Source organism: Porcipelethomonas ammoniilytica, from assembly GCF_025567485.1.
GTDB classification, from domain to species: Bacteria; Bacillota; Clostridia; order Oscillospirales; family Ruminococcaceae; genus Porcipelethomonas; species Porcipelethomonas ammoniilytica.
The window spans coordinates 224,809-236,340 of sequence record NZ_JAOQKH010000002.1; the positions used below are offsets into that span (position 1 = coordinate 224,809).

Genomic DNA, 11,532 nt, shown 5'->3' on the forward strand with positions numbered 1-11,532 from the left:
TAATTTATTTTTGATAGTATAATAAACATTAATATAAGGGACTATTATTAGTAAAAATAAACAAAATTCAGTGATTTATGAAATTTTAATTTTTTATTATTATGTTCGTTTTTTGTTATAATATGTGTATAGATTTACTTTATATAACAATATATAAAATTAACAAATTTTTCAAAATAAATTATTGAAATTAAATTTATTATAAAAATTAAAATGTAATAACTAACAAAATTCGTCATATATATACATAATTCCTGTGTTTTTTTCACAATTTAATAAATTTTATTTTTATTTGTACTTAATTTATTCATAAATTTGTTGTATAATATAAATTAGTGTAGTTTCAGAACGAAAGGAGAAATAAATGCAGAATAATATAATTGAGAATTTAAAGGATTTATTTAAATATTCGTCAGAAAATGTTGTTATAACTGATTATGATTTTAATATACTCTGGAGTAATAAATCCGAGGATTATTTTCTGTTCGGCGGGAAAAGCTGCCGTGAACTTTTTCAGAATGAGCAGCTTCCGCTCAAAAGCGGCGAATATAATGTAAAACAAAATGGTTTGACTTTTGCATGCAGAATTATAAATTATCCGGATTGTGAAAACGGTATTTATGTAATTCAGACTGATGAGGAAGACATTATGTTTTCGTTTATCAAGTGTCACGGAATACAGGAATTTTTCATAAATCAGGCAGGAGCAGTAAGACAGGCTATAACCGGTATTACTCTTTCAAGCAGTTCGCTGCATAAAGCTCTGGAGGAAGCGGATTTATATTCTGATCAGAAGTATCTTGATATTATTATGGGAAATTGTTACAAGCTTTTAAAAACTGTAGCAAATACAACAGAGCTGATACGATATACTGACGGAAGTATTATTATAAAGAAAATAGACGTTTCAACTGTACTTAAAGAATTTACAAAAAAGTGCAGTGAAATACTTGAAAGAAATATTGAAATCAGAACAGAAGTGCAGGAGGATCTATATATAAAGGCTGATATGGAACGATTTGTATCTTGCCTTCTTTCATTGGCAGTACTTGTTAACGGAAAAAATCCTGAAAATAATATAATACTTTTTAATGCGGAAAAGATCGGAAGATTTGTATCTATTACCGTAAAAGCTGACAGAAGCGGATTCGACGGAAGTTCAAGAGTATTTACAAGAACTTCGGAATTATATGAGGAAGATGCGGTTGATTCAGATTTGTTTGTTGTGAGCCGTTTTTGCCGGACTTTTAACGGTACTCTTTTTGTTTCCGGATCCTCTGATGATTTAAGATGCTTTAGTCTTAAATTTCCTTATTGCGATGATGTTGAACCAATTGCAGAACTCAGTTCAACAGTAAGACCGTATCCGGAGGATAAATTTACCAATTATCACATTAAGCTTTCGGAAATAGCTGATGTGTTTTATTATTAGTATATTATTAATTAATAAAAAAGACGAAGAATTTAATCTCCGTCTTTTTCTTCATCTTTAGAAAATTCAAATAATTCTTCAATTGATACTTCAAATACTTTTGCAATATCAATGGCAAGCTTCAGGGACGGGTTGTATTGTCCCTTTTCCAGCCTTATAATTGTTTCACGCCTTACTCCGACACGTTCTGCAAGTTCGCCTTGTTTCATGCCGTATTTTGCGCGATATTCTTTAATTTTTGTTTTAAGTTCTGGCATTTATTCGTCCTCGCATTCATCGTCAGATCCAATGCTTTTTCTGTCAAGAATAAGTAGAATTGTGTTTGAAATGATATATACTGCTGAAACTGCTATGTAACATGTACTAAAATTAAATGGAATTTTAATTTCAAGATCTAAGAATGAATCAGTTATCATTCCTCCGATTAAAAGCAATGCTAATAGTATTTTTATAGTAGAGGAGTATGCTTTGTTTTCATTGACAATATAAAGTTCATCCTTTTTTTCACGTTTTTTGCTGGATTCAAGAAAAATAGTATAAAATAAAAATGCTAACAATATAATTAACATAACAAATTGTATTGGCTCAGGAATACCTTGAAGTATAAGTAAACATGTAATTAATGCAAAGCTATAGCCTATAATATTTGTAAGGGCTATTCTGTTCAGGGAAATTATTTTTTGTTTTTTCATATGTATATCCTCCTGTGTTTTATGTGACTTATTTATCACTCTATGTGATAATAATATCACTTTTTGCCGCTTATGTCAATAACAAAAGTGATGAATTTATCACTTTCGTAAGATTGTACAAAATTTTATATAAAATATATATTTTTTACATAAATTTATAAAAAAACTTCCACATTTAATGTGGAAGTCTCAAATTATATTAAATATTCTTTAACCAGCCAGAATATTCCGGAAGCTATAAGTATTGCTGAAATAGCAGGCATCGCAAGCCATTTAATACGGTCTTTCCATAGAATCAATTCTGTAGTTTTCTTTTTATGGATCGCCTTGGAAATCAGAAAAGCGCTTATGCCGAATGCGGCAATTGAAGATGAGATGGTGTTGTGATGGGGAGTAAATTTAAGTTCAAGCAGCATTACTATAGCATAAGCTGCAACCGCAGCGGTAAAAATAATTTTGTCCGCCTTGGTTTGAATGATCTTACTTTCCTTATGTTCCTTAAGACTGTTGGGTACTGTTTTTTTCATGATTTTCAACCGACGCTTTTATAAAATCTGCAAAGAGCTTCTGGGGTTTATTAGGACGTGATTTAAATTCCGGATGGAACTGAACTCCTACAAACCATGGGTGGTCTGCAAGTTCAATAATTTCTACCAATCTTTCATCAGGTGAAATACCTGCGATTTTCAGACCGCATTCGGTAAGCTTTGCTCTGAATGCGTTATTGAATTCCCAGCGGTGGCGGTGGCGTTCATAAATAAGGGAGTCATTGTAAATAGAAGCGCACTTGGAGTCGGGCGCAAGCTTGCATGGGTAAAGTCCCAGACGCATTGTGCCACCCTTTTCAGTGATATCCTTCTGGTCGTCCATGATGTCGATGACACTGTAAGGAACGTCAGGTACAAATTCAGTTGAGTTTGCTCCTTCAAGACCTGCAACATGTCTTGCAAATTCAACAACAGCCATCTGCATACCCAGACAAATACCAAACATCGGGATTTTGTTTTCTCTGGCATAGCGTATAGCTTCTATCATACCCTCTATACCTCTGTCTCCGAAGCCGCCCGGCACTATTATACCGTCGCAGTTTTTCAGCATGCCGCCGACAGTATTTTCGTTGATTTCCTCGGAGTTTATCCATTCAATGTTTACGTTTGCGTCATTCACTATGCCGCCGTGACGGAGCGCTTCTGCAACTGACAGATAAGCGTCCGGCAGAGCAACGTATTTACCTACAAGACCGATATTAACTTCTTTTTTGGCTGCCTTCTGACGATTTATCATTTCGATCCAGTCGGTAAGGTCAGGCTTGGGATTATTAAGTTTTAAATGTTCGCATACGCATTCTGCAAGTCCCTCGTTTTCCAGCATAATAGGAACTTCGTAAAGAGACGGAGCAGTCAGATTCTGAATAACGTCCTTTTTGCGTACATTGCAGAACAGACCGATTTTTTCAAGCATGTCCTCAGGAATTTCGCATTCGCTGCGGCATACTAAAATATTCGGCTGTATGCCTAAAGAAAGCAGTTCTTTTACGGAATGCTGAGTAGGCTTTGATTTAAGTTCGTTTGAACCGGCAATAAACGGAACTAAGGTTACATGAATAGAAATAGCGTTTTCACGTCCTACTTCAGTCATGACCTGTCTTATGGATTCAAGGAACGGAGTACTTTCAATATCGCCTACAGTACCGCCGATTTCTGTAATAACAACGTCCGTATCAGTTTCTCTTCCTACCTTGTAGATTCTTTCCTTAATCTCATTGGTTATGTGGGGAATGACCTGAACAGTTCCGCCTAAGTAGTCGCCTCTTCTTTCCTTGTTAAGTACTGTCCAGTAAACCTTTCCTGTAGTTACATTTGAATTTATCGAGAGATTTTCATCAATAAATCTTTCGTAGTGTCCGAGGTCAAGGTCGGTTTCGGCGCCGTCGTCGGTTACAAAAACCTCTCCGTGCTGATAAGGACTCATAGTACCCGGGTCTACATTGATATAAGGATCGAATTTCTGTATGGTTACTTTATAGCCTCTGGCTTTCAGAAGGCGTCCTAATGATGCGGCGGTTATACCTTTTCCGAGACCGGAAACAACGCCGCCTGTTACAAATACATATTTAATTGGCATAAATTGCTCCTCCCAAATTAATCGGAGTAATTTACGGAATAATTAATCCGAAAACTACTGAAGATAAAATCATATCATTTCTATTTTACTATTAAATTTGACAAATTGCAATAGTATAAATTAAAATAAAATAAATTACACATAGAATTTTTTTGAAAAAAATTATAAAAATTGTGCAGTATTTTTAAGTTATGAATCGTTATATAAACAGAGGACCTCAAAATGCCTTTATAAAGGGGGATGGAGATGAAAAGAAAAGCAAGATACAGTACGGAAGAATTTTCTGAAAAGTATGATGAATATGCACCGATGGTGTATAGGATCTGCGCTCTGCGGCTGGGAAACCGTCTGGACGCCGAAGACGCCATGCAGAATACATTTATAAAATTCTTTTATAAAGCGCCGGAGTTTCCGGATACGGAATCTGAAAAGGCATGGCTTATAAGAGTAGCTATCAATGTATGCAAAGATTTTCAGAAAAGCTTCTGGCAGAAAAAAACAGTAGGACTTGATGAAACTGCGGAACTGACAGTGGGCGTTATTGAAGACGCAGTAAGGCTTATTGACGTTTTTGAACTTTCTCCGAAAAATAGAACGGTGCTGCAGCTTTATTATTATGAGGGGTATTCTGTAACGGAAATTTCAAAAATACTGAAAATAAGCGTAAATGGCGTAACTTCAAGACTAAGCAGAGCAAGGAGCAAATTAAAACTGGAAATGGAGGCGGCAGAGAATGAAAAAAGCGGAATTATACCGGAGCATTGAAGGGATTAAACCGGACAGATCAATGAAAAACAGAATAATGACGGCAGCGGAAGCAAATGACAAAATAACAGTAAGCAAAAAACCGGTTTTTCTTCCCGTTGCAGTAGCTTTTCTTCTGGTTATAAATTTGGGGGTTATTGCAAATCTTATGGCTGGAGATAACTTCAGCAGCAAACACAACGGCGAGGATAATTCATTTTACGGAAACAGTACGGACGAGTTTTCAGATTATGCTGAAAAGGTTTACAAGGAAATTACAGAGCATGACTATAAAAAAATAGAGTTTTTGCAGGAGGACAATTATTTTCCGTTCACAGATAAACCGTGGTTTGAAATGTATAGTATAGATACTATTGAAAAGGGAGCATTAGAAACTGGTGCAGAAAACGCCGGAGTTACAAATATTTTTGTCAAATATATTCAGACAATTGACGGAATTTATACAAATCATGAGTATATTATAGGTTATGACGGAAATGGGTATGAGAAAGAAAATATACTGAGCATTACTGAATCAAATGTTGACTATTCATCTGAAATTCCTGAGAAATATAAAAATGAAATTTCTGCTGATGTAAATTTATCTGATTCGTTTGATAAGTTAGTATCTGAATATTCTATGGAAAAATATGGCGGTTTAGAATATCCATATGAATCTTCATATAATAATCAGTATGATATGAGAATCCTTTTATTTCCGTCTTTGAAATCGAACGAATCCGCTCCGGACGGAATAGTATACAGATTTCCTGCGGTATTTACAGTTACAGCTCCACAGGAAGCTGATGTTGATACTATTGACGAAAATGTTTATTTTCTCGTGGACGGACAGGGAAACAGTCAGAATCAGTTAAGCTATGACAATTACTGGAAAGAAACTGTTTACGCTGACGATGCAAGTTATGAAACAGCAGAATTGCCTGAAATTGAAAATATGAATGTAGACATGGCGGTAAGACTTCTGAAAAATACGGGATACACAAATATTTCTGAAAGATATGTAATTGATGAAAGACTGCATGATACTGTAATAAGCTATGATTACGGTCTTATGCCGGGAGACGTAAAAAGAAAGAATGCTGTAATAGGAATTATAGTAAGCGGAAAACAGATGCCGGATATTATAGGAATGGAGATAGGCGATGCGGGTACTGTTCTTAATGACCAGCAGATTGAATATAAAATTATTTATATGTACGGAGCTAAGGCTGACGATACCGGTCAGATAGTTGTAAGTACAAGCATCGGAGTAAATGAAATTGTAAACGGCAGCGAACCGGTTGAAGTTTTTGTTGAATCAGACAGTTCATGTCTGGCGGCGGGACTTTGGTCAGAAATGGATCTGGAATACAGCTACAGCGAAAATGGCGTTGATTACTATTCATCAAATGAATTACCGGATGTTATACTTGACGGATATTACAATGATAACGGTAAGGTATTTGTCAACGGTATTTCAACAAAAAGCGATTATTATGAAATGTGTCCGGATATATATGTAGGAATGTCTCTTGAAGCAATTGATATTCAGCTTAATGAAGGATTTTATTATCAGGATAAAGAGGTGTCCGGAATTTCTTTGATTGAATATGATTCGGAAATGGATTATAATTATAAGTTTGTTTATTCGGATAATGATGTATTGTACACAGTTCTGTTAAAAACTGTTAATGAAGGTTCTTTTGAAGAACAGATAGTAAGCAATATTTATGTTACAAAGGAAGCTGTTGAATCCGAAGATTCTGACAATAATCAGCAAGCCATATATGATTAATAAAAAATAAAGACAAAAAGAAATAAGAACAAAAGATAAAATATAAGATTTAGCAGGGACTGATATATAAAAAATGTCCCTGCCTAAAATTAAAACTGAAAGGACGGAACAATGAAAGCTAAAAGAATAATTACGGGTCTAATAGCGGCTTTAATGTTGGTAAGCGTCTGTGCATGTCAGAAATCCGATACGGCTGAATCCGGCGGTGAAGCTGTAAGACTGAAAAATTACATGACTGAAACCGAGAGAAACAGCGTTTCGATAGGAGAGCTTACTCTTCTTGACGAAGACGTGACAGAGGCGTCTCCCGACGGCGAAAATACGGTTGAAATAGACTGGTGGACGGATAAGGATTACCGGAAGAAATATGAGGAAGATAAAAGTACATTTTCCGAAGAGGATTATGACGATATAATGAAATCACTTGATGACGCTGAGAAAGCTGGGGGATTTATCGTTGCCGATAAAATTTTAGTTAACGGCAGAGTATATACTGGAATTAAACCGCCTTATGAATACGATGGAGGAAGGCTGGAGTATTGGATATCGAAAGATGGGGAAGACCAGGAACATGTTGAATTTGATTCGTTTAATGATGAGTTTAAGGAATGGTGCAGAAATCAACTTGATGAAGAAGTCAAAGACGGATATGTAACGCAGGAAACAGCAGATCAAACATATGCGGATATGCCGATAGTTTTTCAGAGCGTAATTGATGCTACTTGGAAAGAACTGAGCTCTTATCCTTCACAAACTGCTTCATTATCCGATATTTTTCCGGGTTCAAAAAGCGACTGGGAATATAAACGTGAAGAAATGGAAGCTATAAAAGATTCTGTCCGTGAAATGTCGATTTTTGACGAAGAACTTGAATCGAATTTTATTGTACATATAACCTTGCCGCCGAATTTTGATGAAAATAAAAAATATCCTATGTTTGTTATGTCGGATGGAGTATGGAGATTCGGCAACTGTCCGTCTCTCAGAAAATTAATGGAGGACGGCGAAACGGAGGACGTTATTCTGGTAACTATAGGGTATGATTACAGTGTAAATGGAACGGAAATGGGCGTCAGAGCAAAATATTTCTATGAGGAACGTGAAAAATTTATTGATTTTATAACAAATAATTTGACTCCTTATCTCAGTGAAATGTACAATATTGATTTTGAACGTTCGGCGTTTTACGGTCATTCCGCAGGGGGAGTGCTTTCCCATAACGCCGCCTTTACTTCGGATTTATATGAAAATCAGCCGTTTAAGTACTATATCATCGGCAGTCCGGCATTATGGGAGATTCACCGTCTGGAGACCGAAGAAGATCCCGAGGCGTATAAATCTGATTACGGTTATTGGGACAGAAACGAAACATTTGATAAAATTATTTTTGCCTGCGGAGGAGAAAACGAAGATCCCGAATATGAAGAATATTACGACGGATACGATACTACACTGGAAGGTATTGCGCATTTAATGGAAAGACTTAAAGAGCATGGCGATACCAAGTCGGAATGCAAAATATATGAAAATTCAGGTCATTGGCAGTTTATACCGGATATGTTTGTAGAATTTTTCCGCAAATATTATGGTAAAAACTAACTCCATATATAAAAACCGGACTGAAAAGTCCGGTTTTTTGTTATATAATGATATTGGATTTTATGTCGGAATGTGTTATAATATAAGTTACGATTTTTTATGATGAAAACGGAGAAGAAAATGAGTATTTATCTTGATAATGCAGCAACCACAAAACCATGCAGGGAGGCAGTTAAGGCAGTCACCGACTGTATGACTGAAAATTACGGTAATCCCTCATCGCTCCATACTAAGGGGTTGAATGCACAGCTCGCAGTGGACAATGTAAGAAAAATTATTGCTAGGGCAATAGCTGCCGATCCGGCATGTATTTATTTTACATCCGGTGCTACTGAAAGCAATAATCTTGCTGTAATCGGCGCTGCCGGAGCATACGGAAAGCGTAAGCCTAAAATTGTCACCACTTCAATTGAACATGCTTCAGTAAAAAAAACTATGGATCATCTTGAGGAAATGGGATATGAAATTGTCAGGATCTCTCCCGACAGAAACGGACAGATTACCCATGAACAGATTATAAACGCAGTTGATGAGAGGACTTGCCTTGTAAGCATAATGATGGTAAATAATGAAACCGGATATATATTGCCTGTAAGACGTGCATTTTATGGAATCAAGAAAATGTTTCCGCAGTGTATAACCCATACAGACGCCGTTCAGGGATTTATGAAAATTCCTTTTAAGGTTTCTGAGCTTAATGCCGACATAGTATCCTTAAGCGGACATAAAATTCATGCCGGAAAGGGCGTAGGAGCGCTGTACCTAAAAAAAGGAATCCGGCTGGAGCAGAGGATATTTGGAGGAAGTCAGGAAAAGGGAATACGTTCAGGTACTGAAAACGTACCTATGATTGCAGGAATGGGAGCCGCTGTTAAGGCACTTTGCGGAAATATCAATCAGCGGTATGAAAAAGTACAGAAGCTTAAAAATATGCTTTGCCAGAGATTGTCTGAAATTGAAGGAGTGTATATAAATTCCGGTGAGGAGTGCAGTCCTTATATAGTAAATATTTCCGTAACGGGAATACGTTCGGAAATTATGCTGCATTATCTTGAAGAACGTGATATTTATGTTTCAAGCGGTTCGGCATGTTCCAAGGGAGCAAAAAGCGGAGTACTGACTGAATTTGGTTTAAACGACCGTCTTGCAGATTCGGCTCTGAGAATAAGTCTTTGCAGTGAAAATACAGTACAGGAATTAAGAATACTTGCTGAAAATATTGAGTATGCCAAGGAAAGATTGTTAAAATAATAAATATTTTACAAGGTTTAATTTGGGATAGTTTATTTTTGCTTACTTTTTTTCAAAAAAGTAAGTGTCAAGTATACTTGACATTTTTTTGACTATATGATATTATATTTTTAGTAAAAAAACAGTAAAAGGAATTGTAAAATGGACAAGGAAGAAATTTTAAAAAGAGGACGTGAGGACGGTCCTGATGAAAGAGAACAGAAAATTCAGTGCGACGCATACAGCTTTGCCGGAACAGTCGGCTGCGTTATATGTATTATATTTATCGTATTCAGTATAATATGTGATAAAAATCCTTTTCCTTACTGCTTAATAGCAATGGCTTACTGTGCGGCTGAGTACTTATATAAATATGTTAAACTGCGAAAAAAACATGATTTGATTTTCGGAATAATTGCCGCAATAGCCGCAGTTTGCTGGGCATTGCTGTCCATTATTAAATTCTGACGGGAGGCAGTTTCTTACATATGGAATCATTAGTACTGAAAAATTGCCTTAAATCAGTCAGAGGCGAAAAAAAGATGTCGCAGGGAGAGCTTGCAGAAATGGTAGGGGTTTCAAGACAGACCATAAGTTCTATTGAAAATAATCAGTTCTGTCCCAGTGCAAAGCTGGCGCTGCTTATATGTGTTGCTCTTGAAAAAAGCTTTGAAGAGCTTTTTTATTTTGAATAATGAAAGGAACATGCAAAAATGCAGGAAATTATACTTGTTAAATACGGCGAAATGGCTCTGAAAGGAATGAACAAAAAGACTTTTGAGGACATTTTGGTAAAAAATATAAAAAGACGTATAAAATCTCTTGGTAAAACTGAAATAACAAGAGCACAGTCTACAATTTACATTGCTCCGCTGGATGAATTTTTTGACGCAGATGAAGCGATTGAAAGATTAAAAAAGGTGTTTGGCATTGCCGCACTGTGCCGTGCGGCAGTATGTGAAAAGGATTTTGAAGACATAAAATCGAAAAGTATTGAGTATCTGGACGAAGTTTTAAGCTATGCAAAAACTTTTAAGGTCACTGCAAAAAGAGCAGACAAAAGTTTTCCTATGAAATCTCCTGAGATCTGCCGTGAACTGGGCGGAGTTCTGCTGGAAAAGTTCTCACATCTGACAGTAAATGTTAATGATCCGGAAATTACTGTTACGATTGAAATCCGTGATACAAAAGCATACATTCATGCTGAGAATATAAAAGGCGCAGGGGGACTGCCTGTGGGTACCAGCGGACAGGCAATGCTCCTGCTTTCAGGCGGGATTGACAGTCCGGTAGCAGGATATATGCTGGCAAAAAGAGGCGTGCATATTTCTGCGATACACTATGTAAGTCCGCCGTATACTTCTGAAAGAGCAAGACTAAAGGTTGAACAACTTTGCGAAAAGCTTACCGGTTACTGCGGAAGTATCGCTTTTTTCTGCGTTCCTTTTACTGAAATTCAGGAGGCTATAAAAAATAACTGTCCTGAAGAATTCTTTACTATTATAATGAGAAGACTTATGATGAAAATCGCTCAGAGAATATGTGAAAAAGAAAATTGTCTGGCACTTATAACAGGCGAAAGCGTGGGACAAGTGGCAAGTCAGACTATGAACGCTCTGGCGTGTACCGACGCAGTATGTGAAATTCCTGTTTTCCGTCCTCTTATAGGTATGGATAAAACGGAAATTATAGAAATTGCAAGAAAGATCGATACTTTTGAAACGTCGATTCTTCCTTATGAGGACTGTTGTACGGTATTTACACCACGGCATCCGAAAGTCAGACCTCTTCTTGCTGACGTTGAAGCGGCGGAAAATAATTTTGATTTTTCAGAGCTTATTAACGAAGCTGTAGAAAAAACAGAACTTAAAATATTCAATCTTGAAAATTAATATTAAAAAGCGGTTAATTAAATA

Annotated in this window: 12 protein-coding genes; 8 read left to right on the top strand and 4 right to left on the bottom strand. The window is 36.3% G+C overall.

Annotation, left to right across the window (positions count from 1 at the left end):
- Nucleotides 1-364: 364 nt before the first annotated feature.
- Nucleotides 365-1,432 carry a hypothetical protein gene (locus OCV67_RS02625; RefSeq protein WP_147642306.1) on the top strand — a complete coding sequence of 356 codons (1,068 nt, stop codon included), beginning with the start codon at nucleotides 365-367 and terminating at the stop codon, nucleotides 1,430-1,432.
- A gap of 32 nt (nucleotides 1,433-1,464) precedes the next feature.
- Here OCV67_RS02625 and OCV67_RS02630 read toward each other — a convergent pair whose 3' ends face one another.
- The 4 genes from OCV67_RS02630 to OCV67_RS02645 all read right to left on the bottom strand — a co-directional run bounded on the left by OCV67_RS02630 (nucleotide 1,465) and on the right by OCV67_RS02645 (nucleotide 4,248).
- Complete coding sequence (locus OCV67_RS02630; protein WP_147642307.1) at nucleotides 1,465-1,689, bottom strand: helix-turn-helix transcriptional regulator; 225 nt, start codon at nucleotides 1,687-1,689, stop codon at nucleotides 1,465-1,467.
- Complete coding sequence (locus OCV67_RS02635; protein WP_147642308.1) at nucleotides 1,690-2,124, bottom strand: hypothetical protein; 435 nt, start codon at nucleotides 2,122-2,124, stop codon at nucleotides 1,690-1,692.
- A 194-nt stretch (nucleotides 2,125-2,318) separates the two neighbouring features.
- Complete coding sequence (locus OCV67_RS02640) at nucleotides 2,319-2,651, bottom strand: hypothetical protein (RefSeq protein WP_147642309.1); 333 nt, start codon at nucleotides 2,649-2,651, stop codon at nucleotides 2,319-2,321.
- Nucleotides 2,623-4,248, bottom strand: a complete 1,626-nt coding sequence (locus OCV67_RS02645) for a CTP synthase (RefSeq protein ID WP_147642310.1) — start codon at nucleotides 4,246-4,248, stop codon at nucleotides 2,623-2,625. Before OCV67_RS02645 ends, OCV67_RS02640 begins: the two co-directional genes overlap by 29 nt.
- Nucleotides 4,249-4,494: 246 nt before the next feature.
- Between OCV67_RS02645 and OCV67_RS02650 the strand changes: the two genes are divergently transcribed.
- The 7 genes from OCV67_RS02650 (at nucleotide 4,495) to thiI (ending at nucleotide 11,508) form a co-directional block, all read left to right on the top strand.
- Entirely contained in the window at nucleotides 4,495-5,013 is a 519-nt protein-coding gene (locus OCV67_RS02650; RefSeq protein ID WP_147642311.1) for an RNA polymerase sigma factor, read from the top strand.
- On the top strand, nucleotides 4,982-6,787 hold the full coding sequence (locus OCV67_RS02655) for a DUF945 domain-containing protein (protein ID WP_147642312.1): 1,806 nt from the start codon (nucleotides 4,982-4,984) through the stop codon (nucleotides 6,785-6,787). Before OCV67_RS02650 ends, OCV67_RS02655 begins: the two co-directional genes overlap by 32 nt.
- Before the next feature lie 111 nt (nucleotides 6,788-6,898).
- Complete coding sequence (locus tag OCV67_RS02660) at nucleotides 6,899-8,386, top strand: alpha/beta hydrolase-fold protein (RefSeq protein ID WP_147642313.1); 1,488 nt, start codon at nucleotides 6,899-6,901, stop codon at nucleotides 8,384-8,386.
- A gap of 120 nt (nucleotides 8,387-8,506) precedes the next feature.
- Nucleotides 8,507-9,637 carry a cysteine desulfurase family protein gene (locus tag OCV67_RS02665; RefSeq protein ID WP_147642314.1) on the top strand — a complete coding sequence of 377 codons (1,131 nt, stop codon included), beginning with the start codon at nucleotides 8,507-8,509 and terminating at the stop codon, nucleotides 9,635-9,637.
- 141 nt (nucleotides 9,638-9,778) lie between these two features.
- Nucleotides 9,779-10,084, top strand: a complete 306-nt coding sequence (locus OCV67_RS02670) for a DUF6442 family protein (protein ID WP_147642315.1) — start codon at nucleotides 9,779-9,781, stop codon at nucleotides 10,082-10,084.
- Between the two features lie 20 nt (nucleotides 10,085-10,104).
- Nucleotides 10,105-10,311, top strand: a complete 207-nt coding sequence (locus OCV67_RS02675; protein ID WP_147642316.1) for a helix-turn-helix transcriptional regulator — start codon at nucleotides 10,105-10,107, stop codon at nucleotides 10,309-10,311.
- Nucleotides 10,312-10,329: 18 nt separating this feature from the next.
- On the top strand, nucleotides 10,330-11,508 hold the full coding sequence (gene thiI / locus OCV67_RS02680; protein ID WP_147642317.1) for a tRNA uracil 4-sulfurtransferase ThiI: 1,179 nt from the start codon (nucleotides 10,330-10,332) through the stop codon (nucleotides 11,506-11,508).
- Nucleotides 11,509-11,532 lie beyond the last annotated feature (24 nt).

Excerpts from the sequence above, each read along its gene's own strand:
- thiI (WP_147642317.1), top strand. The coding sequence starts at position 10,330 with ATGCAGGAAATTATACTTGTTAAATACGGCGAAATGGCTCTGAAAGGA.
- OCV67_RS02650 (WP_147642311.1), top strand. The coding sequence starts at position 4,495 with ATGAAAAGAAAAGCAAGATACAGTACGGAAGAATTTTCTGAAAAGTAT.
- OCV67_RS02670 (WP_147642315.1), top strand. The coding sequence starts at position 9,779 with ATGGACAAGGAAGAAATTTTAAAAAGAGGACGTGAGGACGGTCCTGAT.
- OCV67_RS02630 (WP_147642307.1), bottom strand. The coding sequence starts at position 1,689 with ATGCCAGAACTTAAAACAAAAATTAAAGAATATCGCGCAAAATACGGC.
- OCV67_RS02660 (WP_147642313.1), top strand. The coding sequence starts at position 6,899 with ATGAAAGCTAAAAGAATAATTACGGGTCTAATAGCGGCTTTAATGTTG.
- OCV67_RS02625 (WP_147642306.1), top strand. The coding sequence starts at position 365 with ATGCAGAATAATATAATTGAGAATTTAAAGGATTTATTTAAATATTCG.
- OCV67_RS02655 (WP_147642312.1), top strand. The coding sequence starts at position 4,982 with ATGAAAAAAGCGGAATTATACCGGAGCATTGAAGGGATTAAACCGGAC.
- OCV67_RS02675 (WP_147642316.1), top strand. The coding sequence starts at position 10,105 with ATGGAATCATTAGTACTGAAAAATTGCCTTAAATCAGTCAGAGGCGAA.
- OCV67_RS02665 (WP_147642314.1), top strand. The coding sequence starts at position 8,507 with ATGAGTATTTATCTTGATAATGCAGCAACCACAAAACCATGCAGGGAG.
- OCV67_RS02645 (WP_147642310.1), bottom strand. The coding sequence starts at position 4,248 with ATGCCAATTAAATATGTATTTGTAACAGGCGGCGTTGTTTCCGGTCTC.
- OCV67_RS02640 (WP_147642309.1), bottom strand. The coding sequence starts at position 2,651 with ATGAAAAAAACAGTACCCAACAGTCTTAAGGAACATAAGGAAAGTAAG.
- OCV67_RS02635 (WP_147642308.1), bottom strand. The coding sequence starts at position 2,124 with ATGAAAAAACAAAAAATAATTTCCCTGAACAGAATAGCCCTTACAAAT.